Genomic DNA, 25,666 nt, shown 5'->3' on the forward strand with positions numbered 1-25,666 from the left:
CTCTGCTCAGCAGGTGCTTTGTCGCAGGGTGGCGGGACCGGTGGTCCCGCCACCCTGCGGCTTTTCCTACGATGCGCGCATGAAGGAGCATCCGGCACAGACCCGTTGGGAGCGGCGCACGCAGCGTCCGCTGCTCGCCTTCGCCCTGGCCTTCGCCGTCGCCTACGCGGTCCCCATCGTGGAACCCGACGCATCGAGCGCCCTGATCGAGGCGTGCACGATCGTGGAGTGGGTGGTGTGGGGCGCGTTCGCCCTCGACTACATCGTCCGCCTCGTCCTGTCGCAGGACCGCAGGCACTTCGTGCGCTCGCACCCGCTCGACCTCCTTGCCGTGGTGCTTCCGCTGGCGCAGCCGCTGCGGCTGCTGCGTGTGGTGTCGACCCTGCTCCTGGTCGGCCGCCGGGCCCGGATGGCCGAACAGATAAGGCTGACGACGTACGTCGGCGGCGCTGTGGTGGGCCTGTTGATGTTCGGCTCGCTGGCCGTCCTCTCCGTGGAACGGGACTCGCCGAACGGCAACATCAAGACGCTGGGCGACGCCGTGTGGTGGTCGTTCACCACCATGACGACAGTCGGCTACGGCGATCACGCGCCGACGACCGGCCTGGGCCGGGTGCTCGCGGTCGGCCTGATGCTGTCCGGCATCGCACTGCTCGGTGTGGTCACCGCCAATATCGCGGCGTGGTTCATCTCCCGGTTCGAGAAGGACGACGCGGAGGAGCGCCGCCAGACGGAGGCCATCGAGGCCCTCACCCGGGAGGTACGGGCGCTGCGGGCACAGGTCGCGGAGCTGTCGGGGCAGCCCGGCGCGCAGGACGGGCCGGATACGGCGACGTCACTCACCGGTCAGGGGGAAGCGGGCGTACCGCACCCGAGCGCGGGTGCGGTCGCGGACGGCCCCGGGAACGCGCCCGGGGCCGTGTGGAGTTGACCGCTCGGAGCGGTCGGTCGCTCGCGCTAGAACATGCCTCCCGCGGCAGAGCCGGCCGATGAGGCCAGCCAGACGATCGCGAGCAGCGTGTCGATCGCACCGAGTACGACCGCGACCAGGGCCGGCACCGACTGGGTACCGGTCCAGCGTCGGCCCATGGCCAGCCAGCCGCAGACAACGGCGACCGGGCCCAGCACGAACCCCAGGACGAAGAATCCCGCGATCGCGCAGATGAGGCCGATGATTCCGAGCGTCGCGCGGTCCGGCCCGCTCCGTGCGCCCATGCGGCCACGTGAACGGGGGTGCTTGCGCGTGGTGTGTCCGAAGCCCGCCATCATCACTCCCTGAGTTCGTCCGGACTCGGGCGTGCTTCGGGTACCCCCACTTGCCGCGGTCTATCGCATGACGGCCCGCTGTCTGCTATCTCTCCCAGACCTTGAACGCCCGTGTCCGGTAAGGCGATTCGGGCTCCCAGGTCCCGCTGCCCGGATACGTCTGGAACTCCCCGGTCTCCGCGCACTCCGCGGACTGGTACGTGGTGACGGGTCGACCGGTGCGGTTGGCGAGGGACGCCGCGCTGCTCCCCTCCGGCAGCGCGACGCAGCTCTCGATGTCGATCCCGCTCAACTCATAGGTGTGCCGGGCCCCTTTGAATCCGGTCTTGCTCCACAGACACAGCTCCCCCGCGGCGCAGTCGCCGAGTGTCGGTGGCGCCGCCGCGCGGGCCAGACCGGGCGTGAGGGCCACGGCGGCGAGTGCGGCTGCGGCGATGGTGACAGGCATGGACGTACGCATGTGATTCAACCCCCGTGTCGTATCGACCAGTTGCGTTCGCGGCTGATCGCTTGCCTGACACTTTGGCCCGGAGGATCGGGTTCCGGGAAGGGCTGCCGAGCGACGTCACCCGGATAAGCGAAAGCCCCCGGAGAGTTCCCCGGGGGCTTCCCCCACACGAGCGGTTTCAACGCCTTGTCACGACTAAGGGGCGGTGCGTGCGACGCCGCGAGCTGGGACGTCGCACGCTCCCTCGCGTCGGTCGGGCGTCAGATGTGTGCGGCGCCCGCGCCCGCTTCCGCGTTGTCGCCGCGCTTGGTCAGCATCGCGACCAGCACCGCGACGACGGCCACACCGGCGGCGACCATGCAGGCCAGGCTCATGCCGGAGATGAACGTGTCGTGTGCGACGTCCGTGATCGTCCCGGCGAGCGTGGCCGGGGTGCCCTCCGGCACCGGGGCGACGCCGACCTGGACGGCCTCCGCCGCCTGGTCGAGCTGGCCCGGGGTGAGCGGCGGGAGCTTGGCGTCCGCCCAGTTCCCCGCGAGGTCGCTGTCGACCTTCGACGCCATGACGGCACCGAGCACCGCGGTGCCGAGGCTGCCGCCGATCTGCATCGCGGCCTGCTGGAGGCCGCCGGCGACGCCGGAGAGCTCCATGGGCGCGTTGCCCACGATGACTTCGGTGGCGCCCACCATCACGGGCGCGAGACCGAGGCCGAGCAGAGCGAACCAGACGGACATGATGCCGCTGCCGGTTCCCGCCTCCAGCGTGGACATGCCGTACATCGCGATGGCGGTGCACGCCATGCCGCCGGCGAGCGGGATGCGCGGACCCACCTTCGTGATCATGGCGCCCGCCAGCGGCGAGGCGACGATCATCATGCCGGTCAGCGGCAGCAGGTGCAGACCGCTGTCGATGGGGCTCATGCCGTGCACGTTCTGGAGGTAGAACGTGACGAAGAACAGGCCGCCCATGAACGCGATGGCCATGAGGACCATCAGGACCACACCGGCCGACAGCGGCACGGAGCGGAAGAGGCCGAGCGGGATGAGCGGCTCCGCCACGCGGGTCTCCCACAGCGCGAACAGCGCGAAGCAGAGGACCGAAGCGGCAAGGAACGTCCAGGTCAAGCCGTCGCCCCAGCCCCAGGTCGGAGCCTTGATAAGGGCCCAGACGAGGCAGAACATCGCGCCGGACAGCAGCGCGATGCCGAGGACGTCGAAGGACCGCGGCGCGTTCTTGGCGCGGTGGTCGAGAAGGATGACGAGCCCGAGGACGAGCGCGAGCACGCCGACAGGCACGTTGATGAAGAAGACGGACTGCCAGCTGACGTGCTCGACGAGCACACCGCCGAGGATCGGGCCGCCCGCGGTGGAGGCGCCGATCACCATGCCCCAGATGCCGATCGCCATGTTCAGCTTCTCGGCGGGGAAGGTGGCCCGCAGCAGACCGAGCGCGGCAGGCATCAGCAGCGCACCGAACAGGCCCTGGAAGACACGGAAGGTGACGACGAGGGCGATGCTGTCGGACAGGCCGATGGCCCCCGAGGCCGCGGCGAATCCGACGACACCTATGAGGAACGTCTGCCGGTGACCGAACCGGTCGCCGAGCTTGCCCGCGGTAATCAGCGTGACCGCGAGGGCGAGGAAGTAACCGTTGGTGATCCACTGGACGTCGGCGAAGCTCGCGCCGAGATCCTTCTGAATGGCAGGGTTGGCGATGGCGACGATGGTGCCGTCGAGGGCGACCATCATGACGCCGATCGCGACGGAGAAGAGAGTCAACCAAGGGTGGCCGCGCAGCCCCTTGGCCGGTGCCGGGACGGGCTCGGGCTCCGGCACCCGGTCCGTCTTGTCGACAGTGGTCTGACTAGTCATGTGTTCGAGGCTAGTGACAGCGCCTGACAGTTGACAAAGCATTTCACAAGTCGGTAACTGTCACGTCGCTCACACTATGCTGAGCTGCACAAACGGCGAGAAAGAGGACCATGTCGGCTCATCTCAACCTGCGGGAACTCAAGAAGCAGCGCACGCGAAACGCGTTGCTGCGCGCGGCACTTGAGCTCTTCACCGTTCAGGGTTTCGAGCGGACGACGGTCGACGAGATCGCCGAGGCCTGCGAGGTCTCCCAGCGCACGTTCTTCCGTTACTTCACGAACAAGGAAGAGGCGGCGTTCGCCGTTCAGGAGATGGTGGAGTCCCGCTTCGTCGCGGCGTTGCGTGAACGCCCGGCGGCGGAAGGCCCGTTCGAGGCGATGCGGCACACGGTCCTGGGGACCTGGGACGCACTGAGCCGCTCCGTGGAGGAAGTCATTCCGGTCGAACTCCACATGCGCACCTACCAGATGATCGAGTCGACCCCCTCGCTCCTGGCCGCACACCTGCGCCGGTCGATCGAGCTGGAGGAGGAGATCGCGGGGGTGATCGCCGAGCGAGAAGGGCTCGACGTGGACAGCGATCCTCGGCCGCGCGTGGCCGTCGCGGCCTTCAGCGGAGTCATGCGCATGACGGGACGCCTGTGGGGCGCGGGCGAGGACGCGAGCGTCGACGCCATTCGCGTACTCACCGAGTCGTACCTCGACCACCTGAAGCCGTCACTCGGCGAGCGATGGCGCGACGACAACGCGTCACAGGCGTGACAACGGCCACGTGAGCGCCGTCGCACTCCCGCGCGCGGAGGGCGCATCACATCTTTACGCAGCGTGAGCCTTTGACTGCAACTAAGTCCGCTTTTACCCAAGTACACCGCGGAAAACGTGATCTGCCTCACCCGTCGCACGGAGCCCCATGCGCTTCTCCTAGGGTGTCCCGCAGTGACTTCCTTCGACTCCTCCCCTCAACTCAACGTCTGGCGCGCTCTGCTCGCGCTGGCCGTCGTGTTCGTCATGCTGGCGACCACCGGCTGGACCGCCGTGCGCCAACACCGGGGCGTCACATCGCCGCTCCAGACCGCGCTCACCGCATGGGAGCACGGCCGCATACACGGACATGGCCTGCCCGCACCGGACGGCTCTCCCACCCGCCTCGCGCACTTCTTCTCCTCGCTGACCCAGCACGAGCGCAACGGCCTTGCCAAGCGCTATCCGCTGGCCGTCGGCAATATGAACGGCGCACCTGTAGAGCTGCGATACCGCGCCAACCGCATCGCGCTCGACCAGGCACGCAAGATCGAGGCCAGACGTATCCACGACGACCGCCTGTCCGATGTCGGCCACCGTGACGCCCAGCAACGCATGAAGCGCTTCGCGCTCCTGTCGGGCCGGGACCGCCACATCCTCGCCTTCGACCCCATGGGCAACGGCAAGGTCGCCGAGGTCTTCGGCGACCTGGACAAGGCGCAGCGCGTCTCCGTCGTGGTGCCGGGCGTCGACACGACCGTCCTGACCTTCCAGCGCACGTTCCGCAAGTACTCGGCTCCTGTGGGCATGGCCCGCTCCCTGTACGCGGCCGAGCGTCAGACCAGTCCGCACACCCGCACGGCCGTCATCGCGTGGGCCGACTACACGGCCCCCGCCGGACTCGGCGTGGACGCCGCGACCTCGATGCGCGCGGACGACGGAGCGGTACGGCTCAACGCCATGCTGCGCGGACTGCCGGGTCGTTCGTCCGTCGCCCTGTACTGCCACAGCTACGGCTCCGTGGTCTGCGGTGTCGCCGCGCACCACCTGCCGTCCCGGGTCAGCGACATCGCGGTGGCCGGCAGTCCGGGCATGCGCGCCGAGAGCGCCTCCGGTCTGGGTACCCACGCGCGCGTGTGGGCCACTCGGGACAAGGACGACTGGATCCAGGACGTGCCCTACATGGAGGTGGGGGGTCTGGGCCACGGCGCGGACCCCGTCTCGTCGGGGTTCGGAGCGCGCGTGATCTCCGCGGGGGACGCCAAGGGCCACACCGGTTACTTCGAACCGGGGACCGAGAGCCTCGACAACTTCGCTGAGATCGGAACTGGCGCGTACCGATCGGTCAGTTGCGCCGACGCCCAGGACAGCTGCCGGGAGGGTTTTTCCGGTAGTGCCTCCGCCTGACGCGCGTAGAAAGCGGTGGAACCGTGGTACGACGCAACAGGCGACGGAGGCGCGCGTGCCGCATACGATGAGCCGCATGGGTGACGTACTGGCCGGATTTCATGCCGCCTGGGAGTTCGAGTCCGACTCCGTGCTCATCCGCTTCGAACGGGGGATCCGCACGCCGAAGCTGCTTCAGGCGCTCGGTGAACGTCGCGTCCCTCTGGAAGCGATCGCGGGGGTGACTCTGACGCCAGGAAAGCGCGGGACCGTCGTGCTGCACGCCGTTCCGAGAGCGGGCGCCGATCCGCTGATGGATGCGGCCGCGGGGCAGCTCAAGGAGGGCTGCGATCCGTACCGCCTCGTGCTGCCCGCCGAGCGGGAGACGCTCGCCGAGTACTACGCCGACGAGCTGCGCGCGCGGCTCGACGGCGACGAGGACGCCCGGGCGGACCGGTATCTCGTGACGGCGCCGAAGGCGCCGCTCCACTTCAAGGCGTACGACGGCAAGGCCTCCTTCGACGGCACCGCGGTGTCCTTCCGCTGGTTCTGGACGGGGGCTTCCTCGGCGAAGTGGAAGGCCGGGGACCAGTCCGTGCCCGTCAGCGATCTGAGCGGCGTCGAGTGGCGCTCGCCCGAGCTGTTCGAAGGGCACCTGAGGCTGTTGCGCCGCGACGCCTCCGAGCAGCAGCGGGGACCGGCGGACCAGGACCCGGCGGCGGTCGTCTTCGGGCTCGGCTACGGTCCGGTGCACGAGTCGCTGCCGTTCGCCGCGTCGGTGCTCGCGGCCGTGCGGGCTGCCGGGGGGTCTGCGGCGGCCGGCCCCGGTCACATCGAGCCGGCGCAGTCCGGACGCCGTGACCCGGCGGACATCGCCGAGCGCATCCGCCACCTCGGCGAGCTCCACCAGGCCGGTCTGGTCACGGACGCCGAGTTCTCGACGAAGAAGGCCGAACTGCTCGCGGAGCTGTGAATCCGGAGCCGGCCGGCGGCTTGTGATACCTGGGTATGAGACGAGGGTGAGCACCTCGGTATGACGGCGCGGGCCGGTCCTTGTGCCTACGCTGAACAGGCCATGAGCACTGCGCCGAACTCTCCTGACACAGCACCGCGCCCGCCGGACGACAGCTCCGGTCGCGCGGTCCCTCGGCGCGGGCGTCTGCGTCGAACCTGGCGTGGAGCCGGTGACCGGCTCGCATCGGCGGCGTCGGTGCTCACCGTCGCCATCGACGGCGACCGGTCGGAGCCGCTGCTCGCCCGCGCCCCGCGACGCTGGATGCGGCTCCTTCCCTATCTGATCGCCCTGGCCTTCACGGCGGTCCTGATCCCGGTCACGACCCAGGTCCTGACGAACGACTACGGGGTCGGAGGCGGTCTCGCCGGCGCCATCGCCGTGGCTCAGACCACGCCCCTGCTCCTCGCGGTCAGCCGCCCGCTGACCGCCTGGTGCGTCATGATCGCCGCCATGGTGCTGGGCGCGATCCCGCTGTTCCAGGGGGATGCGCACCGGGCGTCACCATGGACCCCGATGGTGATCGTCGGTTACCTGGCGCTCTGCATCGCCCTGGCGCTGCGGGAGAGCCGGCGCAGGCTCATCGGTATCTGGGTGGCCACCGTCGTCGCCACCATCGCCATGGGCTTCTTCCGCGACTCCACCAGCCAGGACACGGGCGTGCTGCTCATCGTGCTGAGCGGCGGGGTGCTGCTCCTCGGTGCTCTGTTGCGCGAGCGCGGTGAGGCCCAGCGCAAGCTCGTCGAGCAGGAGACGATCAGCGAGGCCGAGCGGACCCGCCGCACGCTGCTGGAGGAGCGCGCCAGGATCGCCCGCGAGTTGCACGACGTCGTGGCCCACCACATGTCGGTGATCACCGTGCAGGCGGATTCGGCGCCGTACCGCCTGCACGGCCTGTCGGGCGAGGTGCGGGAGGAGTTCGAGTCCATCGCCGCGGGTGCGCGCGAGTCGCTGACGGAGATGCGGCGCCTTCTGGCGGTGCTGCGCAGCGAGGAGACGCAGGGCGACCTCACGCCACAGCCCGGTCTCGCGCAGCTTCAACAGCTGGTGGACGCGACGATACGGGGCGGAGTGCCGACCGTTCTGTCGCTGACCGAGCTGAGGTTGCTCGGTCAGCTGGTCGACGTGCCCCCGGCGGTGGACCTCTCCGCGTACCGCATCGTGCAGGAGGCCCTGGCCAACGTCGTGCGCCATGCCCCCGGCGCGCGGGCGGACATCTCCGTCGGCCTCGACGACGACGCCCTGCTGGTGATCGTCGTCAACGGGCCGGACAGGGAGCCGGTGTCCCCGATCGAGACGGCGGGCACGGGACACGGCCTGGTGGGGATGAGCGAACGCGTACGGTTGGTCGGCGGCACGCTGGACGTGGGGCCGCTTCCTGACGGAGGCTTCCGCGTCGCGGCCCGCCTGCCGCTGACCGTGTCCAACTCCCCCACGGCGTAAGGAATGCGACACGCATGACCATCCGCGTGATCATCGTCGACGACCAGAGCATGGTGCGGGCGGGCTTCGCCGCGCTGTTGTCCGCGCAGAGCGACATCGACGTCGTAGGTGAGGCTCCGGACGGCAGGCAGGGCGTCGAGGTGAGCCGGGCCACCCATCCGGACGTCGTCCTTATGGACGTCCGCATGCCGGAGATGGACGGGCTCGCCGCGACGCAGGAGTTGATGGACCCGCCGCCGGGAGTGGTGCACCGCCCCAAGGTCCTGATGCTCACGACGTTCGACGTGGACGACTACGTGTACGCGGCCCTGCGGGCGGGCGCGTCCGGCTTCCTGCTCAAGGACGCGCCGCCCGCCGATCTGATCGCCGCAGTGCGCGTGGTCGCGGCGGGTGAGGCGCTGCTCGCACCTACCGTCACCAAGCGGCTCATCACGGACTTCACGCAGGCCCAGCCGGTGCGCCGCAAGGAGCACTCGCTGAAGTTGAACAGCCTGACACCCCGCGAGCTCGAAGTGCTCGAACTGATCGCGCGAGGCCTGTCCAACCAGGAGATCGCACAGAAGCTGGTGCTTGCCGAGCAGACGGTGAAGACCCACATCGGCCGTGTGCTGGCGAAGTTGGGGCTACGGGACCGCGCCCAGGCCGTGATCCTCGCCTACGAGTCGGGGCTCGTCACACCCGGCGTGCAGTAGCGCCTCCGCCGGCCAACTCCTCCGGTATCAGTGCGTCCTGCCAGGTCAGCGACGCGCGCGGCCGGCACCCCCTACTGCGGTATCAGATACGGATACCCAGGTATCACCTGCGAGTTGGCTCCCCAGTGTGACGTCCCGCCCGAGTCCGTCTCTCTACCTTCCCCTCGTCACACCCACGGACGGAGGGGAGACGGGCGATGGGCCTGGGCTCTTGGAAACGACGCGGACGCCGCACCTTGGTCGCCGCCGCGCTCACGACAGCGATCGTGTCCGGCACGGCGGGCTGGGCGACGGGGCATGAGCAGCGTCCGCTGACCGGCCCCCCTCCCGGCATCGGCTCTTGGCGCGCCGATCACTCGCTGAAGGTCGCGCTGCCTGACCCCACGGCGTCGAGCCCGGCGCAAGTCGCCACGTTCTTCAGCGATTTGACCGGCGCGGAGCAGCGTGATCTGGCCGCTCGGCATCCGACGGTCGTCGGCAATCTGGACGGTGCGCCGATCGCCCTGCGCTTCGAGGCGAACGCGATGGCGCTGCGGGCCGAGCAGGCCCGGGCCCATGCCGACGCGCGGAACCGCTCGCTGACTCCTCAGGCACGCGCGACAGCCCAGGCGCTGGCCGAGCGCTGCGCGGAGTTGCTGTCCCCGGGCCGTCGGATACTGGCCTTCGACCCGCGGGGCCGGGGCCAAGTCGCCGAGGTCTACGGGAACGTGGCCGATGCCCAACACGTCTCCGTGATCGTCCCCGGCTCGGACATCGATCTGGGGACGTTCGACCGGACCAAGGACGTCTACGGCACGCCTGCCGGAATGGCGCGGTCACTGTACTCCGCCACGCATCACCGCACCGCCGTGATCGCATGGGTCGGGTACACCACACCGCTGGGGCTCGGGCCCGATGCCGCCACAGGCCGGCTCGCCGAAGCGGGAGCACCGCGTCTCGCCCGGTTCGTGCAGGGCCTCACCGCTGCTGGGGTCCCGGAACCTGCGGTCTTCTGCCACAGCTACGGGTCGGTGGTCTGCGGACTCGCGGCACAGCGACTGCCCGCGTCGGACCTGGTGGTCCTCGGGTCGCCCGGGATGCGCGCGGACCGTGTCACCGACCTCCACACGCGGGCCCGGGTGTGGGCGGCGCGGGACGACAGCGACTGGATCACGAACGTCCCGAACGTCGAGCTCTTCGGCCTGGGCCACGGCGCCGACCCCACCGACCGCTCCTTCGGTGCCCGGCAGGTCCCCGCCGAGCGCGCCGAGGGCCACACCGGCTACTTCGCACCAGGTACGGACTCGCTGCGCGCGTTCGCCGACATCGCCACCGGAGCATCGTCATGACTCTCACCACCTTGCGCGCCCGCGCGTCCTCGGCCGTGTCGGCGATCGACGCGAAGACCCCGGCCCATCGCGACCGGGCCGTGGACGGCCTGCGCGCTCTGGCCCTGCTCGCCGTGCCGACCGGTCACTGGCTCCTCGGCGGTTTCACCCTGGATTCCCAGAGCGCCTTGCACAATGCGAGCCCCCTGTCCGCCTTCGGCTTCTTCGCACCGCTGAGCTGGGTGCTGCAGATGCTCGGCGTCTTCTTCCTCGTCGGCGGATACGCGTCGGCCCTGTCGTACCGGCGGGCCCAGGATCGCGGGGTCTCCACCGCGGGCTGGCTGCGGGGCAGGATCGCCCGGCTCGGCCGGCCCGTCGTGGGTGTCACGGCGGTCTGGGCCGCGATGATCCCGGTGCTGTACGCCCTGGGGGTGCCGGAGACGACGCTGCGGACCGGTGCCACGCTGGTGATACAGCCCCTGTGGTTCGTCGGCATCTATGCGGTGATCACCGCCCTCACCCCCTGGTGCCTACGGGCGGCGCGCAGGCTCGGCCCCTGGGCCGCCGCACCGCTCCTCGGTTCGGTCGCCGCCGTCGACTTCCTGAGGTACGGCCCGCTGTCGTCCGCCATGCCGTCCTGGTTGAGCCTGCTGAATCTGCTGCCGGGCTGGATGTTCGCCTATCAACTGGGCGTGTGCTGGGGCGAGAAGAGGCTGGGCCGGCGGGGCGCCTGGGTTCTGCTCGTGGGGGGATCGGCACTGTTCGCGCTGCTGTTGCTCGCCTTCCACTACCCGGCGTCGATGGTCGGTGTGCCGGGTGAGGCCCGGACGAACTCGCATCCGCCGTCGCTCCTGGTTCTCGCACTGGCGGCTGCGCAGAGCGGAGCCGCGATGCTGCTGCGGGACCGGATCGGCCGCCTGCTGCGGCGGCCCGCCCTGTGGGCGCCGGTGGTGGTGATCAACCTGTCGGCGATGACGATCCTGTGCTGGCATCAGACCGCGATGCTCGCCGCGGCGGTCCCCGCTTCGTTCGCCGGGGCGATACCGGGGCTGACGACGGCGCCGGACACCCTCGCCTGGATAGCCACCCGACTCGCGTGGTTGCCGCTCTTCGCGGGGCTGCTCGTCCTGATAGGCCGCTACGCGCGCGGCTTCGAGTCACCGTGGAAGCGGGCGAGCCGGAAGCGCGGCGTGCTGGCGGGGCTGCTCGCCACGGGGTTCGCGGTGTTCGCGCTGGGTCTCGCGTGAGGGGCCCGAACGCCGGGTGCCGCCACGGCGGTTCGGCCGTGACGGCACGGGACGGACGCTCTGTCCGGCGCCGAGCAGGAGGCGCCGACCAGAGTGCCGGGTCCCTCGCTACTCGCGGCCCGCCGAGGTGAAGCTCATGTCGGCGTAGCGGTCGCCGGAGACCTGCGCGGCGATCGGGTCGAGCAGCGCCACCTCCTGTTCGGTGAGGGCGATATGGGTCGCCGCGGTGTTCTCCTCGACCCGGGTGCGCTTGCGGGTGCCGGGGATCGGGACGACCGGGAGGCCGAACGCCTGAGCCTGCTGCTGTACCCAGGCCAGCGCGATCTGGCCGAGGGAGGCGTCATGGGCCTCGGCGACCTGGCGGACCGGCGCGAGCAGGGCCGCGTTGGCGGCGGCGTTGTCCCCGGTGAACCGGGGCTGCTGGCGGCGGAAGTCGTCGTCGGCGAGTTCCTTGTCGGCGGCGACGAAGGCGCCGGTGAGGAAGCCGCGGCCGAGCGGGGAGTACGGGACGAGGGCGACGCCGAGTTCGGCGGCCGCGGGCACCACCGCGCGTTCGATGTCACGGCTGAACAGCGACCACTCGGACTGGACCGCCGCGATGGGGTGGACGGCCTGGGCGGCGCGCAGTTCGTCGGCGGTGACCTCGCTGAGGCCGAGGTGCTTGACCTTGCCGGCGGCGACGAGTTCGGCCATCACGCCGACCGTCTCCTCGATGGGGGTCTTCGGATCCCTGCGGTGCATGTAGTACAGGTCGACCGAGTCGACGCCCAGCCGCTGGAGGCTGGAGTCGATGCAGGTCCGGATGTAGGTGGGGTCGTTGCTGATGATGCGCTTGTACGGGTCGCTCGGATCGAGCCCGATGGCGAACTTGGTGGCCAGCACGATCTCGTCACGGTGCGCCTTGACGAAAGGAGCAAGGAACTTCTCGTTCTCCCCGGCACCGTAGGCGTCGGCGGTGTCGTACAGGGTGACGCCGAGATCCAGGGCCCGCTCCAGGGTGGCCCGGGCCTCGTCGGCGTCCGTCGGTCCGTAGGCCCAGCTCATCCCCATGCAGCCGAGGCCCTGAACGCCCACCACGGGCCCGTTGCTTCCCAACTCAACAGTGGAGATGCGCTGCTGCTCGCCCGTCTGCGGCGTCCGGTGCGTGCTGTTCATGCGGTTCACGCCCTCTCAGGCGCCTGGGGGGCGCCCGCATAGAAGTTGATCTTGTGATCGAGCACGGCCAAGGTGTCCTGGAGTTCGGCCATCCGGTTCAGGACGTCGCGGCGGGTCGACTCGAGGAGCTCCTTGCGCTCCTGGAAGGTGTGCTCCCCGAGGCGCACGAGCTCGGCGTAGCGGACCATGTGGGCCACCGGCATGCCGGTGAGCCGCAGCTTGCCGACGAAGGCGAGCCAGTCCAGATCACGGTTGCTGTAGCGGCGCTGGCCGGTGTGCGAGCGGTCGACATCGGGCATCAGGCCGATCCGCTCGTACCAGCGCAAGGTGTGCGCGGTCAGTCCGGTGAAGGCGACGACCTCGCTGATGGTGTAGCGATCCTGGCCGTCCGGGCGCGGGTGCGCCTCGGGCGCGGCCGAACAGGCGTCGACCTTGGTCCGGGCGGGTGCGGGCGTGGTCTCCATCACCGTCATGGCCCCCACGCTAGAACCTTGGAGTGCACTCCAAGCAAGCACATCGTGGGGAATTCCGGACGACAGCGGCACGGCCCTCTCGTTACGGTGCCGATCATGACTCTCGTACGCCGTGCCGTCCCCGAGGACGCCGACGAGTTGGTCCGGCTTCGCAAGATCATGCTGGACTCCATGAGCCCGAGCACCGATGTGGCCTGGCAGCCTGCCACCGCGGAGGCACTGCGCCGCCATCTCGCCGATCCGGCGGGCGAGTTGACTGCGTTCGTCGTCGACGACCCGGCCGCCCCCGGCCGCCTCGCCGCGTGCGCGACAGGAGCGATCCACCACGGGTTGGGGAGCCCGGGCAATCCCGCCGGCACGTCCGGGCACGTCTTCAATGTGTGCACCGGCCCGGGGCATCGACGCCGGGGCTACTCCCGGGCGTGCATGGAAGCGCTCCTCGACTGGTTCCGGGAGCGCGGCGTCCGCCGGATCGATCTGCACGCGACCGAGGACGGTGAGCCGCTGTACGCCTCCCTCGGGTTCGCCCGCACCCCCGCGCCCTCGATGAGACTGACGCTCTAGGCTCGTAGCCATGCAGAGCCTCGCGTTGATCGAGAACTGGCCGGTACCGACCGCCGCCGCAGCCGTCGTCCGTGCGGACGGCACCGTGCTCGGGACGCGGGGGCCGACGGCGCACCGTTTCCCGTTGGCCTCGGTCACGAAGCCGCTCGCGGCATACGCGGCGCTCGTCGCATACGAGGAGGGCGCCATCGAGCTCGACGAGCCGGCCGGACCGGAGGGCTCCACGGTGCGGCATCTGCTCGCCCACACCAGCGGCCTCGCCTTCGACGAGCACCGCACGACGTCCGAGCCGGGCACACGGCGGCTGTACTCGAACGCCGGCTTCGAGGTGCTCGGGGACCACATCGCGAAGGCGACGGACATCCCGTTCGCCGAGTACCTGCGCCAGGCGGTGTTCGAGCCGCTCGGGATGACCGCGACGACGCTGGACGGTTCGCCCGCCAAGGACGGCGTGTCCACGGTGGACGATCTGGTGCGGTTCGCCGCCGAGGTGCAGGCACCGCGGCTGCTCGACCCGCGGACCGTGGCGGAGGCGATGACGGTCCAGTACCCCGGCACGAAGGGGGTGCTGCCGGGATACGGACACCAGAACCCGAACGACTGGGGGCTCGGGTTCGAGATCCGGGACCACAAGTCGCCGCACTGGACGGGCGGTTCGTCGTCGCCGCGGACGTTCGGGCACTTCGGGCAGTCCGGCACGTTCCTGTGGGTGGACCCGGACGCGGGGGTGGCCTGCGTGGCCCTGACGGACCGGGCGTTCGGGCCGTGGGCGGCCGAGGTGTGGCCGGCGTTCACCGACGCGGTGCGCGCCGAGGTCTGAGCCGACGGCCCGGTTCCGGCCCGGCGCCCTCAAACCGCTCGGCGGGTCACCTGCTCATCTCCCAGACGAGCAGGTGGGCCCCTTCGGTGGTCGATGCCTCCAGAGCCGCCTCGTCCGTGATGCGGACCGCATCGCCCGGTTCCAGTCGCACATCGCCCAGCCGCACGCCACCGTGCACGACGTGCAGGTAGACGTACGGCGCGACCGGCAGCGCCGTGCGCTCACCGGCCGTCAGGCGGCGGACGTGGAGCATGGCGCCGGCGGCGGGGACGTCGTACGGAGTGGAGTCGGCGATGCCGTGCACGACCTCGTACAGCGGATCGCCGCCGGGGTCGACGGGGGCCAGCCACATCTGCAGGAAGGTGAGGGGCTCGGCGCCGTCGTTGCGCTCGACGTGCCGGACGCCGCCTCCGGAGCTGAGGCGCTGCACGTCGCCGGGCCGCACCACGGTTTCATGGCCGGTGGAGTCGCGGTGGGTGAGTTCGCCGGTGACGACCCACGTGATGATCTCGGTGTGGCTGTGGGGGTGCTCGTCGAAGCCGGCGCCCGGGGCGAGGTGCTCTTCGTTGCAGGCGAGGATCGCACCGAAGCGCAGGTTGTCCGGGTCGTAGTGCGGGCCGAAGGAGAACGCGTGGAGGGACTCGATCCCGGCCTCGGGTTCGCCCCCGGGATAGCGGTCGCCGGAGCGACGTACATCAATCACCCGGTACACGGTAGCCGCCGTGTCCGGCCTTTCGCCGGGGTCGGCTCGGACCCTCCACTCCGCTGAGCCGCCCTGATAAGGCAGTCTTGTCCCCGTGCCCCAATCGGAATCAGCGCAGCCCTCAGAGAACGAACCGGCGGACCGTCGCCCTGACGCCCTTGCGGCCTCCCACCCGCACGCGGCGACCCTGAAGCGTCTGGAGAAGTCGTCCGGGTCACTCGCCGCGCAGGCGATCACGCGCATGGACGAGACGCTGTCCTGGTACCGGGCCATGCCGCCGGAGAACCGGTCGTGGATCGGCCTGGTGGCCCAGGCGGGTATCGCCGCGTTCACCGAATGGTTCCGGCACCCCGACGCCCCGCAGGCCATCTCGACCGATGTGTTCGGCACGGCGCCGCGGGAGCTGACGCGGGCGATCACGTTGCGGCAGACCGTGGAGATGGTGCGCACCACGATCGAGGTCATGGAGTCGGCCATCGACGAGGTGGCGGCGCCGGGCGACGAGAGCGTGCTGCGCGAGGCGCTCCTTGTGTACGCGCGGGAGATCGCGTTCGCGACCGCCCAGGTGTACGCGCAGGCGGCGGAGGCGCGGGGCGCGTGGGACGCACGGCTCGAGTCCCTCGTGGTGAACGCCGTCCTGTCCGGAGAGGCCGACGAAGGTGCGGTCAGCCGGGCCGCGGCGCTCGGCTGGAACTCGCCGGAGCATGTCTGCGTGGTGCTCGGCACGGCGCCCGACGGCGACAGCGAGCTGACCGTGGAGGCGATCCGGCGGGCCTCGCGCCACGCCAAGCTCCAAGTCCTGACGGGGGTGCTCGGCAACCGGCTCGTGGTGATCGCGGGCGGCAGTGACAATCCGCTGGCGGTGGCGAAGTCGCTGATCGGGCCGTTCGCCGCAGGCCACGTGGTCGCGGGCCCCGTGGTGCCGGACCTGCTCGCCGCCACGCGGTCCGCCCAGGCCGCGGCCGCCGGGCTCAAGGCCTGCGGGGCCTGGCAGGACGCTCCGCGACCCGTCCTCGCGGACGATCTGCTGCCGGAGCGCGCGATCGCAGGAGACCCGTCCGCGCGAGAGCAGTTGGTGGAGGAGATCTACAGACCGCTGGAGGAAGCCGGCTCGGCTCTCCTGGAGACGCTCAGCGTCTATCTGGAGCAGGCGAGCAGCCTCGAGGGAGCGGCCCGGATGCTCTTCGTGCACCCGAACACCGTCCGCTACCGGCTCCGACGTGTGACCGACGTCACCGGGTGGTCGCCATCCGATGTCCGGTCGGCGTTCACCTTGCGCATCGCGCTCATCCTGGGGCGTCTGGCCGACGCGGATCCTCAGTCGTAGGCTTTTGTCGGGGGTCTACAATTCCCCCTTCGGTTCTTCGTCCCTGTCCCCACGGGCGGCCCGCACCGTCCACAAGAGAGAGTGTGAGAGTGCTCGTACTCGTCGCTCCCGGCCAAGGCGCCCAGACGCCCGGCTTCCTGACTCCCTGGCTCGAACTTCCCGGCGCCGCCGACCGCGTCGCCGCGTGGTCGGACGCCATCGGACTCGACCTCGCCCACTACGGCACGCAGGCCGACGCGGACGCGATCCGTGACACGGCCGTGGCCCAGCCGCTCCTTGTCGCGGCCGGGCTCCTGTCCGCGTCCGCTCTCGGTGACGTGGCACCGGGTGCGGTGGCGGGACACAGCGTCGGAGAGATCACCGCGGCCGCGTTCGCGGGCGTGCTCGACGACTCCGCCGCTCTTCAGCTCGTGCGCAAGCGTGGTCTGGCCATGGCCGAGGCCGCGGCGATCACGCAGACCGGTATGTCGGCACTGCTCGGCGGCGACCCCGAGGTCACCGTGGCGCACCTGGAGAAGCTGGGCCTGACCCCGGCGAACGTGAACGGGGCGGGTCAGATCGTGGCCGCCGGCACGCTCGAGGAGCTGGCCGCGCTCGAGGCCGACAAGCCCGAGGGTGTGCGCCGTGTGGTGCCGCTGAAGGTGGCCGGCGCGTTCCACACCCGGCACATGGCGCCCGCCGTGGCGAAGCTGGAGGAGGCCGCACAGGCGCTGGCCCCGGCCGACCCCACGGTCACGTACGTGTCGAACAAGGACGGCAAGACCGTCGCAACCGGCGCCGAGATCGTCTCCCGTCTGGTGGGCCAGGTCGCGAACCCGGTCCGCTGGGACCTGTGCATGGAGACGTTCCAGGAGCTCGGCGCGACCGCGCTCATCGAGGTGTGCCCGGGCGGCACCCTCACCGGCATCGCCAAGCGCGCGCTGCCGGGCGTGAAGACCCTGGCACTGAAGACCCCCGACGACCTCGACGCAGCCCGCGCCCTGATCGCCGAAGCCGCAGCAGCAACGGCCTGACAAGGAGATCCGAGCAGCATGTCGAAGATCAAGCCCAGCAAGGGTGCCCCGTACGCGCGCATCCTCGGTGTCGGCGGCTACCGGCCGACCCGGGTCGTGCCGAACGAGGTGATCCTCGAGAAGATCGACTCGTCCGACGAGTGGATCCGTTCGCGCTCCGGCATCTCCACGCGTCACTGGGCAAACGACGAAGAGACCGTCGCGATGATGTCCATCGAGGCGTCCGGCAAGGCCATCGCCGACGCGGGCATCCAGGCCGAGCAGATCGGCGCCGTGGTCGTGTCGACCGTCTCGCACTTCGCGCAGACGCCGGCCATCGCGACGGAGATCGCGGACAAGCTCGGGACGCAGAAGGCCGCCGCGTTCGACATCTCGGCGGGCTGTGCCGGGTTCGGCTACGGTCTGACGCTCGCCAAGGGCATGATCGTCGAGGGCAGCGCGGAGTACGTGCTCGTCATCGGCGTGGAGCGGCTCTCGGACCTGACCGACCTGGAGGACCGTGCGACGGCCTTCCTGTTCGGTGACGGCGCCGGTGCCGTGGTCGTCGGTCCGGCCACCGAGCCCGCGATCGGCCCCACCGTGTGGGGTTCGGAGGGCGACAAGGCCGGCACGATCAAGCAGACCGTGCCGTGGGACGCGTTCCGCATCGGCGACGTGTCGCAGCTGCCCCTGGACTCCGAGGGCAACGTCAAGTTCCCTGCGATCACGCAGGAGGGCCAGGCGGTGTTCCGCTGGGCCGTGTTCGAGATGGCGAAGGTCGCCCAGCAGGCGCTGGACGCGGCCGGGATCAGCCCGGACGACCTGGATGTCTTCATTCCTCACCAGGCCAACGAGCGAATCATCGACTCGATGGTGAAGACTCTGAAACTGCCGGAGCACGTCACGGTCGCCCGCGACGTGCGCACCACCGGCAACACCTCGGCCGCCTCGATTCCGCTCGCGATGGAGCGGCTCCTGGCGACCGGCGAGGCGAAGAGCGGCGACACCGCGCTCGTCATCGGCTTCGGGGCGGGTCTCGTGTACGCCGCCACGGTCGTTACCCTCCCCTAGGCATCCCGTACCGGATCACCCGGTCCGTACGGATCCGCCACACCCTCTGGATACACACCGAAGGAGCGCCACAATGGCCGCCACTCAGGAAGAGATCGTCGCCGGTCTCGCGGAGATCGTGAACGAGATCGCCGGCATCCCGGTCGAGGACGTCCAGCTGGACAAGTCCTTCACCGACGACCTGGACGTCGACTCGCTGTCCATGGTCGAGGTCGTCGTCGCCGCCGAAGAGCGCTTCGACGTCAAGATCCCGGACGACGACGTCAAGAACCTCAAGACCGTCGGCGACGCCACGAAGTACATCCTCGACCACCAGGCCTGAGCCACCCGCTTCAGTCCCTAAGGTCAGTCGCTCCGCCACCCGGCGGTGGCGCCGCTGAATCCCTCGCATCCGTTGGAGAAAGAATTCCTGTGAGCTCGACCAATCGCACCGTGGTCGTCACCGGTATCGGCGCAACCACACCGCTGGGTGGCGACGCGACATCCACCTGGGAGGGCCTGGTCGCCGGACGTTCCGGTGTCTCGCCCCTCGAGCAGGAGTGGGCCGCCGACCAGGCGGTCCGTATCGCGGCGCAGATCGCCGTGGACCCGGGCGAGGTCATTCCTCGCCCGCAGGCCCGCAAGCTGGACCGCTCCGCGCAGTTCGCGCTGATCGCCGCCAAGGAAGCGTGGGCCGACGCCGGTTTCACCGACAAGGCGGGCGAGGACCCGGCGGTCGACCCCGACCGCCTTGGCGCCGTCATCGCGTCCGGCATCGGCGGTGTGACCACGCTGCTCGACCAGTACGACGTGCTGAAGGAGAAGGGCGTCCGCCGCGTCTCCCCGCACACCGTCCCGATGCTGATGCCCAACGGCCCGTCGGCCAACGTGGGTCTGGCCGTGAACGCCCGGGCGGGTGTGCACACCCCGGTCTCCGCCTGCGCGTCGGGCGCCGAGGCCATCGGCTACGGCATCGAGATGATCCGCACCGGCCGCGCCGATGTCGTCATCTGCGGTGGCACCGAGGCGGCGATCCACCCGCTGCCCATCGCCGCGTTCGGCAACATGATGGCGATGTCCAAGAACAACGACGACCCGCAGGGTGCCTCGCGCCCCTACGACACCGGCCGGGACGGCTTCGTCCTCGGTGAGGGTGCCGGCGTGATCGTCCTGGAGTCCGCCGAGCACGCCGCCGCGCGCGGTGCCCGCGTCTACGCGGAGGCCGTGGGCCAGGGCATCTCCGCCGACAGCCACGACATCGTGCAGCCGGAGCCGGAGGGCCGCGGTATCGCGCAGGCCCTGCAGCACCTGCTCGACAACACCGACCTGGACCCGGCCGAGATCGTGCACGTGAACGCGCACGCGACGTCGACGCCCGCCGGTGACGTGGCCGAGTTGAAGGCGCTGCGCAAGGTCTTCGGTGACGACACCGACCACATCGCGGTCTCCGCCACGAAGTCCATGACGGGTCACCTGCTGGGTGGCGCCGGTGGTGTCGAGAGCGTCGCGTCGGTGCTCGCGCTGTACCACCGGGTCGCTCCGCCGACCATCAACGTGGAGAACCTGGACCCCGAGGCCGAGGCCAACGCGGACATCGTCCGTGGCGAGGCGCGCAAGCTGCCCGTCGAGGGCCGCATCGCCGCGCTGAACGACTCGTTCGGCTTCGGTGGGCACAACGTGGTCCTGGCCTTCAGGACCGTCTGACCCGGCCTGACACTCCGCTGAACACGGCAGTGGGCCCGCTCCGGTAACCCGGGGCGGGCCCACTGCCGTATCGGAGGAGTCGGATCGGAGAAGCCGTATCGGAGAAGCCGGGCCGGAGAAGTCGGATCGGAGAAGGGGAGCCGGAGCGTCAGACCACCTGGTGGAGCCAGCGGACCGGGGCGCCCTCGCCGGCGTAGCGGAACGGCTCCAGTTCGTCGTCCCAGGGCTTGCCGAGGAGCTTGGCGAGTTCTGCTTCCAGATTCGTCTCGCCGTCCCTGGAGCGGGCCAGAGCGGCGCGCAGACGGTCCTCGGGGATGAGGATGTCGCCGTGGATCCCCGTGATGGCGTGGAAGATGCCGAGTTCGGGGGTGGCGCTGTAGCGCTCGCCCTCGGCGGCGGCGCAGGGTTCGGCCGTCACCTCGAAGCGCAGCAGCTGCCAGCCGCGCAGCGCGGAGGCCAGCTTGGCCGCGGTGCCCGCCTCGGCCCGCCAGGAGAACTCGGATCTCCAGGTGCCGGGCGCCGCGGGCTGCCTGATCCAGTCGAGGCTGACGCGCGCGCCTAGGACGCCCGCGACCGCCCATTCGACGTGCGGGCACAGCGCGCGCGGCGCGGAGTGCACGTACAGAACTCCACGTGTCGTCACCGGGACCTCCAGTGTGGGTCGAGGTTCGCCTTCCCCAGCGGCCTCGCGCCCGTGCCGAGCCTTCTTCCCTCTGAGCCCGAACCGTTGAGGTTCAGACAAAAAGGGACACATCTGACGTGTTGTAATTTAGCGGAACCGGTACAGCGGGGTCTCACTGGGTCGTCCGGGGACCCCGGGGCGAGGCTATCGCGCAGCGGTGCAAGGAGTGTGACGTACTGTCGGTCCCGAGGCCGACAAACACCGACCTTTCACCCGACAGGGCCACGGCGTACGACGGAGGGGACACGGGATGCGGGAGCGAAGTCACCGGTCAACTGCCCTCCGGGGAGCCCTCGCCGGGGCGCTGGCCGCGGTGCTCGGTGTCGCGGGGCTGACCGCCTGCGACGCCTCCGGTGACAACTCCCCGGGCCCGGGCGGTTCGACGGCCGCCGCGAAGCCGTCGCCGAAGCCCACTCCGACGTGGGACACGAGCCCGGCTTCCGTTGCGGCCGTGGGTGATTCGATCACGCGGGGTTTCGACGCCTGCTCCGTGCTGTCGGACTGCCCCGAGGTCTCGTGGGCGACCGGTTCGGACGCGCAGGTCAAGAGTCTCGCCGTACGGCTGCTCGGCAAGGGCCGTGCCGCGTCGCACAGTTGGAACTACGCGCAGACCGGGGCGCGGATGGCTGATCTGCCGGAGCAGATGCAGCAGGCAGCGGCGCACGACCCCGGGCTCGTGACCGTGATGGCCGGGGCCAATGACGCGTGCCGTACGACCGCGTCGGCGATGACGCCCGTGGCCGACTTCCGGGCCGACTTCGAGGAGGCCATGCGGCAGTTGCGGCGCACGGCACCGAAGGCGCAGGTGTACGTGATGAGCGTCCCGGACCTGAAGCGGCTGTGGTCCGAGGGGCGGGCGAATCCGCTGGGCAAGCAGGTGTGGAAGCTGGGCATCTGCGCGTCGATGCTGGCCGATCCGGATGCCCTCGACAGTGCGGCCACCGCGCGGCGCGACGCCGTGCAGGAGCGCGTGGTGGCGTACAACGAGGTGCTCAAGGACGTGTGCGCGAAGGACAAGCGGTGCCGTGACGACGGGGGCGCGGTGTTCGGATACCGGTTCGGGCAGACGCAGTTGAGCCACTGGGACTGGTTCCACCCGAGTGTGAACGGGCAGGCGCGGCTGGCCGAACTCGCGTACCGCGCGGTGACCGCGAAGCATCCGGCCACCTGAGCGAAACAGGGCGGGCGTAGGGTCTCGATCATGCGCAGTGAACTCTTCGGCACCCTTCCCGACGGCACCGACGTCCACCGCTGGACCCTGGAGCGGGACGGGGTGCGGGTCCGTGTCCTGACGTACGGCGGCATCCTGCAGACCGTCGAGACGCCCGACCGGGAGGGGGCCGAGGCGCAGATCGTGCTCGGGTTCCCGGATCTCGCCGGGTATCTCGCGCACCCGGCGCCGTATCTGGGCGCGCTGGTGGGGCGGTACGCGAACCGGATCGCGGGCGGCCGGTTCCCGCTCGACGACCGGATCTACCACCTCGCGCAGAACAACGGGCCGAACTCGCTGCACGGTGGCGAGCGCGGCTTCGACAAGCGGGTGTGGGACGCCGAGGCCGTCGGGGACCACGCGGTGCGGCTGAGCCGCGTATCGCCGCACGGCGAGGAGGGCTTCCCGGGGCGGCTGGAGGTGGCGGCGACGTACGCGCTCGACGCGGGCGGGGCGCTGCGGATCTCGTACGAGGCCACCACCGACGCGCCGACGATTGTGAACCTCACGAATCACACGTACTGGAATCTGGCCGGTGCCGATGCCGGGGACGCGGCCGGGGGGCACGAGGTGCGCATCGACGCCGGGCGAGTGACCGCCGTGGACGGGAATCTGATCCCGACCGGGGAGCTGTCGGCGGTGGAGGGGACACGGTTCGACTTGCGCGAGAGCCGGAAGGCGGGGCCCGGGTACGACCACAACTACGTGCTCGACAAGGGCGTCACCGGCGAGGCCGTGGAGGTGGCCGAGCTGCACGACCCGGTGTCGGGGCGGACGGTGAGCGTCGCCACGACCGAGCCGGGTTTGCAGTTCTACACGTCGGATCACTTCGACGCCGATGTGCCGTTCGCGCCGGGTGACGGGATCGCGCTGGAGACGCAGCACTTCCCGGACTCGCCGAACCGGCCGGAGTTCCCGAGCACCGTGCTGCGGCCGGGTGAGGTGTTCCGGTCGCAGACGGTGTACGGGTTCGGCGTCCGCGCGTAGACAGCAGGCGGATGTGAGGGGCGGCGGGGTCAGGTGCCGCCGCCCCTGGTCGGTGGGTGGGGTCAGACGGTGAGGGTCGTGGCGACCCGGCCGTCGGTGAGTGAGCGGCCGGCCGTCAGTTCGTACGAACCGGCCTGGTGGGACCAGGACTTGGTGTTCTCGTCCCAGATCTCGAAGGCGCGGCGCGGGAGTTCGACGACGGCTTCGGCGCTCTCGCCGGGGGCCGCGGTGACGTCCGCGAAGCCGGCCAGCCAGCGGGCCGGGCGGGCCACGTCGGTATCGGCCGGCGCCAGGTAGAGCTGGACGACCTCGCGGCCGGGGCGCTCGCCCGTGTTGCGGACGCGAATCTTCGCCGTGACGCTCTTCTCCGTGACGCTCTTCTCCGTGCTGCCGGTGACCTCGATCGACTCGTACGCCCAGTCGGTGTAGCCGAGGCCGTGGCCGAAGGGGTACGAGGGAGTGGCCCCGGCCTTGTCCCAGGCGCGGTAGCCGATGAACACGCCCTCGGTGTAGGCGAGTTCGCCGTCGGCCGGGGTGACCCGGGTGACGGGGGCGTCGGCGAGCGAGCCCCAGGTGGTGGGCAGGCGGCCGCCGGGCTCCTCGGCGCCGAACAGGACGTCGGCGAGCGCGTCGCCGCCCTCCTGGCCGGGGAACCAGCTGAGCAGGACGGCGGCCACGTCGTCGCGCCACGGGAGTTCGACCGGGGAGCCGGAGTTGACGACCACGACCGTGTTCGGGTTGACGGCGGCGACGGCGCGCACCAAGTCGTCCTGGCGGCCGGGGAGTTGGAGGTCGGTGCGGTCGAAGCCCTCCGACTCCACGCGCTCGGTCGTGGCGACCACGACGACGGCGACCTCGGCGTCGCGGGCGGCCTCGACGGCCTCGGCGATCAGGGTGTCCGCGTCGCGGCGCGGGCCGAGGTGGGTGAAGGTGAACATCACGGCGGGCAGCGGCGTCTCGACGGACGTGTCGAGGGGGTGCAGGAGGGAGACCTCGACGGGCACTCCCTCGGTCAGCGTCACCTTGCCGCGCTCCAGCGGGGCGCCGAAGAACGCCTCGAAGGGGTCGGACTCGTCGCCCATGGGCTGGACGCCGTCGTAGAGGACGGTGCCGTCGACGGTGAGGGTGAAGGCGCCGAGGCCGCGGGTGCCGAAGGCGTGCTCGCCGCTCTCGCGCGGGGTGAAGGTGCCCTTGATCTCGATGCTGTGCAGCGTCTCGTAGGTGACGCCGGCGGGCAGGTCGTCGCCCATCCACTGGAGCTGGCCGCTGGGCAGCGAGCCCTCGCCGATGACGGTGCCCTCGGCGTCGCGGCAGACGGCACGCAGCTCGAACCCCTTGTCGGCGGGGGCGAGTTCGTCGCTCGGGTCGGCGCCGACGGCGTACGTCAGTGAGGTCGTCGCCGCGCTCAGGCCGTCGAGCGGGGAGACGATGCGGGAGGGGAAGACGGTGGCGGAGCCGCCGCCGAGGACGCGGGCATCGCGGGCGGCGGCGCCGATCAGGGCGATCCGGGCGTCCGAACGCAGCGGCAGGACACCGGAGTTGCGGACCAGGACGAAGGCGCGGCGGGCGATCTCGCGGGCGAGGGCCTCACCGTCGATCTCCGCGGGCACCTCGGTGACGACCGGCTCGGCACCCTCCAGGATGCCGACGCGGGCGGCGAGGCGCAGCACGTTGTGCACGGCGTCGTCGACCTCGGACTCGTCGACGTCGCCCGCGCGGACGGCCTCGGCGAGCGCGGGGCCGTAGACCGTCTGCGGGCCCGGCATGGCGACGTCGAGGCCGCCCTTGATGTCGCCGGTCGTCGAGCGGGCGGCCATCCAGTCGGAGACGTTGAAGCCGTCGAAGCCCCATTCGCCGCGCAGGACCTCGTTCACGAGGTAGCGGTGCTCGGTCATCGTCGTGCCGTTGACCGAGTTGTAGGCCGTCATGATGCCCCACGGGTGGGCGTTGGCGACGATGGCCTCGAAGGGCGCCAAGTACAGCTCGCGCAGGGCGCGTTCGCTGAGCAGGTTGTCGACGGTGAAGCGGTCGGTCTCGGCGTCGTTCGCGACGAAGTGCTTGACCGTGGTGCCCACGCCGCCGGACTGGACGCCCCGCACGTAGCCGGTGCCGATGGCGCCGGTCAGGTACGGGTCCTCGCTGTACGCCTCGAAGTGACGGCCGCCGAGCGGCGAGCGGTGCAGGTTCACGGTCGGCGCGAGGAGCACGTGGACGCCCTTGCGGCGGGCCTCCTGGGCCAGCAACTCCCCTGCCTTGACCGCGAGTTCGGGATCCCAGGTGGCGGCGAGGGCGGTCGGGGACGGCAGCGCGATCGACGGGTCGTCGGCGGTCCAGCGCACGCCGCGCACACCGATCGGGCCGTCGGACATGACCAGCGACTTCAGGCCGATCTCGGGGATCTCCGGCAGCGACCACATGTCCTGGCCGGCCAGGAGCCGGGCCTTGGTGTTGAGGTCGAGCTTGCCGAGAGCGGCCTCGACGACCGTCTCGCGGGCCCGGTCCTGTGCGCTGCCGTTGCCGTGTGCCTGGTTCGCCATGCCGGCGCCTCCTCGTCGAGGTCATCACATTGAGAGCAGTTCCATCCTGC

The 25,666-nt window shown here is 70.6% G+C and carries 25 protein-coding genes; 17 read left to right on the top strand and 8 right to left on the bottom strand.

All coding sequences use genetic code 11. From position 1 onward, the window contains the following. Positions 1–79: 79 nt before the first annotated feature. Entirely contained in the window at positions 80–931 is an 852-nt protein-coding gene (locus tag AB0L37_RS19460) for a potassium channel family protein (protein ID WP_365506496.1), read from the top strand. A gap of 26 nt (positions 932–957) precedes the next feature. On the opposite strand, the gene AB0L37_RS19465 is transcribed toward AB0L37_RS19460, so the two are convergent. From AB0L37_RS19465 to AB0L37_RS19475, 3 genes are all read right to left on the bottom strand, one after another. Beyond that, a complete protein-coding gene (locus tag AB0L37_RS19465; protein ID WP_365506498.1) occupies positions 958–1,269 on the bottom strand; it encodes a small hydrophobic protein in 312 nt (103 codons plus the stop codon). Between the two features lie 82 nt (positions 1,270–1,351). Continuing rightward, positions 1,352–1,726 (bottom strand): peptidase inhibitor family I36 protein, encoded by a 375-nt coding sequence (locus AB0L37_RS19470; protein WP_365506501.1) that lies wholly within the window; start codon positions 1,724–1,726, stop codon positions 1,352–1,354. 248 nt (positions 1,727–1,974) lie between these two features. After that, the gene (locus AB0L37_RS19475; RefSeq protein ID WP_365506504.1) at positions 1,975–3,585 is read right to left on the bottom strand and encodes an MFS transporter; all 1,611 of its coding nucleotides are present in this window, start codon (positions 3,583–3,585) and stop codon (positions 1,975–1,977) included. 110 nt (positions 3,586–3,695) lie between these two features. Here AB0L37_RS19475 and AB0L37_RS19480 point away from each other — a divergent pair, with 110 nt between their 5' ends. From AB0L37_RS19480 to AB0L37_RS19510, 7 genes are all read left to right on the top strand, one after another. Next, a complete protein-coding gene (locus AB0L37_RS19480; protein WP_365506507.1) occupies positions 3,696–4,346 on the top strand; it encodes a TetR family transcriptional regulator in 651 nt (216 codons plus the stop codon). Positions 4,347–4,520: 174 nt separating this feature from the next. Beyond that, complete coding sequence (locus AB0L37_RS19485; RefSeq protein WP_365506510.1) at positions 4,521–5,732, top strand: alpha/beta hydrolase; 1,212 nt, start codon at positions 4,521–4,523, stop codon at positions 5,730–5,732. A gap of 76 nt (positions 5,733–5,808) precedes the next feature. Beyond that, positions 5,809–6,684, top strand: a complete 876-nt coding sequence (locus tag AB0L37_RS19490) for a DUF4429 domain-containing protein (protein WP_365506513.1) — start codon at positions 5,809–5,811, stop codon at positions 6,682–6,684. Between the two features lie 102 nt (positions 6,685–6,786). Further along, entirely contained in the window at positions 6,787–8,166 is a 1,380-nt protein-coding gene (locus tag AB0L37_RS19495; RefSeq protein ID WP_365506516.1) for a sensor histidine kinase, read from the top strand. Positions 8,167–8,180: 14 nt separating this feature from the next. Then, positions 8,181–8,858 carry a response regulator transcription factor gene (locus AB0L37_RS19500; protein ID WP_365506519.1) on the top strand — a complete coding sequence of 226 codons (678 nt, stop codon included), beginning with the start codon at positions 8,181–8,183 and terminating at the stop codon, positions 8,856–8,858. A 197-nt stretch (positions 8,859–9,055) separates the two neighbouring features. Further along, positions 9,056–10,186: an alpha/beta hydrolase gene (locus AB0L37_RS19505; protein WP_365506521.1), complete on the top strand. Its 1,131-nt coding sequence runs from the start codon at positions 9,056–9,058 to the stop codon at positions 10,184–10,186. Further along, the gene (locus AB0L37_RS19510; RefSeq protein WP_365506525.1) at positions 10,183–11,412 is read left to right on the top strand and encodes an acyltransferase; all 1,230 of its coding nucleotides are present in this window, start codon (positions 10,183–10,185) and stop codon (positions 11,410–11,412) included. The genes AB0L37_RS19505 and AB0L37_RS19510 overlap by 4 nt, the downstream gene beginning before the upstream one ends. A 108-nt stretch (positions 11,413–11,520) precedes the next feature. On the opposite strand, the gene AB0L37_RS19515 is transcribed toward AB0L37_RS19510, so the two are convergent. Together AB0L37_RS19515 and AB0L37_RS19520 are read right to left on the bottom strand one after the other, a co-directional pair. After that, the gene (locus AB0L37_RS19515) at positions 11,521–12,462 is read right to left on the bottom strand and encodes an aldo/keto reductase (RefSeq protein ID WP_365506819.1); all 942 of its coding nucleotides are present in this window, start codon (positions 12,460–12,462) and stop codon (positions 11,521–11,523) included. Positions 12,463–12,572: 110 nt separating this feature from the next. Then, complete coding sequence (locus AB0L37_RS19520) at positions 12,573–13,040, bottom strand: MerR family transcriptional regulator (protein WP_365506528.1); 468 nt, start codon at positions 13,038–13,040, stop codon at positions 12,573–12,575. Positions 13,041–13,136: 96 nt separating this feature from the next. Here AB0L37_RS19520 and AB0L37_RS19525 point away from each other — a divergent pair, with 96 nt between their 5' ends. Beyond that, complete coding sequence (locus tag AB0L37_RS19525; RefSeq protein WP_365506531.1) at positions 13,137–13,604, top strand: GNAT family N-acetyltransferase; 468 nt, start codon at positions 13,137–13,139, stop codon at positions 13,602–13,604. A gap of 10 nt (positions 13,605–13,614) precedes the next feature. Next, on the top strand, positions 13,615–14,424 hold the full coding sequence (locus tag AB0L37_RS19530) for a serine hydrolase domain-containing protein (protein ID WP_365506534.1): 810 nt from the start codon (positions 13,615–13,617) through the stop codon (positions 14,422–14,424). A gap of 46 nt (positions 14,425–14,470) precedes the next feature. On the opposite strand, the gene AB0L37_RS19535 is transcribed toward AB0L37_RS19530, so the two are convergent. Beyond that, a complete protein-coding gene (locus AB0L37_RS19535; RefSeq protein ID WP_365506537.1) occupies positions 14,471–15,136 on the bottom strand; it encodes a pirin family protein in 666 nt (221 codons plus the stop codon). 85 nt (positions 15,137–15,221) lie between these two features. On the opposite strand from AB0L37_RS19535, the gene AB0L37_RS19540 reads away from it, so the two are divergent. From AB0L37_RS19540 to AB0L37_RS19560, 5 genes are all read left to right on the top strand, one after another. After that, positions 15,222–16,454 carry a helix-turn-helix domain-containing protein gene (locus AB0L37_RS19540; protein WP_365506540.1) on the top strand — a complete coding sequence of 411 codons (1,233 nt, stop codon included), beginning with the start codon at positions 15,222–15,224 and terminating at the stop codon, positions 16,452–16,454. Positions 16,455–16,543: 89 nt separating this feature from the next. Then, positions 16,544–17,467: an ACP S-malonyltransferase gene (locus AB0L37_RS19545; RefSeq protein ID WP_365506543.1), complete on the top strand. Its 924-nt coding sequence runs from the start codon at positions 16,544–16,546 to the stop codon at positions 17,465–17,467. Between the two features lie 18 nt (positions 17,468–17,485). Further along, positions 17,486–18,517, top strand: a complete 1,032-nt coding sequence (locus AB0L37_RS19550) for a ketoacyl-ACP synthase III (protein WP_365506546.1) — start codon at positions 17,486–17,488, stop codon at positions 18,515–18,517. 73 nt (positions 18,518–18,590) lie between these two features. Next, positions 18,591–18,839: an acyl carrier protein gene (locus tag AB0L37_RS19555; protein WP_103834200.1), complete on the top strand. Its 249-nt coding sequence runs from the start codon at positions 18,591–18,593 to the stop codon at positions 18,837–18,839. 89 nt (positions 18,840–18,928) lie between these two features. Further along, complete coding sequence (locus tag AB0L37_RS19560) at positions 18,929–20,200, top strand: beta-ketoacyl-[acyl-carrier-protein] synthase family protein (protein ID WP_365506550.1); 1,272 nt, start codon at positions 18,929–18,931, stop codon at positions 20,198–20,200. A 148-nt stretch (positions 20,201–20,348) separates the two neighbouring features. Here the strand turns inward: AB0L37_RS19560 and AB0L37_RS19565 are convergent, their stop codons facing one another. Then, a complete protein-coding gene (locus AB0L37_RS19565) occupies positions 20,349–20,843 on the bottom strand; it encodes a DUF3145 domain-containing protein (protein WP_365506552.1) in 495 nt (164 codons plus the stop codon). 289 nt (positions 20,844–21,132) lie between these two features. On the opposite strand from AB0L37_RS19565, the gene AB0L37_RS19570 reads away from it, so the two are divergent. Further along, positions 21,133–22,053, top strand: coding sequence for an SGNH/GDSL hydrolase family protein (locus AB0L37_RS19570; RefSeq protein ID WP_365506555.1), 921 nt, complete (start codon positions 21,133–21,135; stop codon positions 22,051–22,053). Positions 22,054–22,083: 30 nt separating this feature from the next. Continuing rightward, positions 22,084–23,079 carry an aldose epimerase family protein gene (locus AB0L37_RS19575; RefSeq protein ID WP_365506558.1) on the top strand — a complete coding sequence of 332 codons (996 nt, stop codon included), beginning with the start codon at positions 22,084–22,086 and terminating at the stop codon, positions 23,077–23,079. A gap of 62 nt (positions 23,080–23,141) precedes the next feature. Here the strand turns inward: AB0L37_RS19575 and AB0L37_RS19580 are convergent, their stop codons facing one another. Then, positions 23,142–25,616: a glycoside hydrolase family 3 C-terminal domain-containing protein gene (locus tag AB0L37_RS19580; protein WP_365506561.1), complete on the bottom strand. Its 2,475-nt coding sequence runs from the start codon at positions 25,614–25,616 to the stop codon at positions 23,142–23,144. Between the last annotated feature and the right edge of the window lie 50 nt (positions 25,617–25,666).

The organism is Streptomyces sp. NPDC052225, assembly GCF_040679615.1.
GTDB lineage: Bacteria > Actinomycetota > Actinomycetes > Streptomycetales > Streptomycetaceae > Streptomyces.

What these genes read in the sequence shown, in the direction of transcription:
- AB0L37_RS19555 (WP_103834200.1), top strand. Translation starts at nt 18,591, where the DNA reads ATGGCCGCCACTCAGGAAGAGATCGTCGCCGGTCTCGCGGAGATCGTG.
- AB0L37_RS19470 (WP_365506501.1), bottom strand. Translation starts at nt 1,726, where the DNA reads ATGCGTACGTCCATGCCTGTCACCATCGCCGCAGCCGCACTCGCCGCC.
- AB0L37_RS19500 (WP_365506519.1), top strand. Translation starts at nt 8,181, where the DNA reads ATGACCATCCGCGTGATCATCGTCGACGACCAGAGCATGGTGCGGGCG.
- AB0L37_RS19510 (WP_365506525.1), top strand. Translation starts at nt 10,183, where the DNA reads ATGACTCTCACCACCTTGCGCGCCCGCGCGTCCTCGGCCGTGTCGGCG.
- AB0L37_RS19460 (WP_365506496.1), top strand. Translation starts at nt 80, where the DNA reads ATGAAGGAGCATCCGGCACAGACCCGTTGGGAGCGGCGCACGCAGCGT.
- AB0L37_RS19530 (WP_365506534.1), top strand. Translation starts at nt 13,615, where the DNA reads ATGCAGAGCCTCGCGTTGATCGAGAACTGGCCGGTACCGACCGCCGCC.
- AB0L37_RS19580 (WP_365506561.1), bottom strand. Translation starts at nt 25,616, where the DNA reads ATGGCGAACCAGGCACACGGCAACGGCAGCGCACAGGACCGGGCCCGC.
- AB0L37_RS19515 (WP_365506819.1), bottom strand. Translation starts at nt 12,462, where the DNA reads ATGGGGATGAGCTGGGCCTACGGACCGACGGACGCCGACGAGGCCCGG.
- AB0L37_RS19475 (WP_365506504.1), bottom strand. Translation starts at nt 3,585, where the DNA reads ATGACTAGTCAGACCACTGTCGACAAGACGGACCGGGTGCCGGAGCCC.
- AB0L37_RS19575 (WP_365506558.1), top strand. Translation starts at nt 22,084, where the DNA reads ATGCGCAGTGAACTCTTCGGCACCCTTCCCGACGGCACCGACGTCCAC.
- AB0L37_RS19490 (WP_365506513.1), top strand. Translation starts at nt 5,809, where the DNA reads ATGGGTGACGTACTGGCCGGATTTCATGCCGCCTGGGAGTTCGAGTCC.
- AB0L37_RS19505 (WP_365506521.1), top strand. Translation starts at nt 9,056, where the DNA reads ATGGGCCTGGGCTCTTGGAAACGACGCGGACGCCGCACCTTGGTCGCC.
- AB0L37_RS19520 (WP_365506528.1), bottom strand. Translation starts at nt 13,040, where the DNA reads ATGACGGTGATGGAGACCACGCCCGCACCCGCCCGGACCAAGGTCGAC.
- AB0L37_RS19480 (WP_365506507.1), top strand. Translation starts at nt 3,696, where the DNA reads ATGTCGGCTCATCTCAACCTGCGGGAACTCAAGAAGCAGCGCACGCGA.
- AB0L37_RS19550 (WP_365506546.1), top strand. Translation starts at nt 17,486, where the DNA reads ATGTCGAAGATCAAGCCCAGCAAGGGTGCCCCGTACGCGCGCATCCTC.
- AB0L37_RS19525 (WP_365506531.1), top strand. Translation starts at nt 13,137, where the DNA reads ATGACTCTCGTACGCCGTGCCGTCCCCGAGGACGCCGACGAGTTGGTC.
- AB0L37_RS19495 (WP_365506516.1), top strand. Translation starts at nt 6,787, where the DNA reads ATGAGCACTGCGCCGAACTCTCCTGACACAGCACCGCGCCCGCCGGAC.
- AB0L37_RS19570 (WP_365506555.1), top strand. Translation starts at nt 21,133, where the DNA reads ATGCGGGAGCGAAGTCACCGGTCAACTGCCCTCCGGGGAGCCCTCGCC.
- AB0L37_RS19465 (WP_365506498.1), bottom strand. Translation starts at nt 1,269, where the DNA reads ATGATGGCGGGCTTCGGACACACCACGCGCAAGCACCCCCGTTCACGT.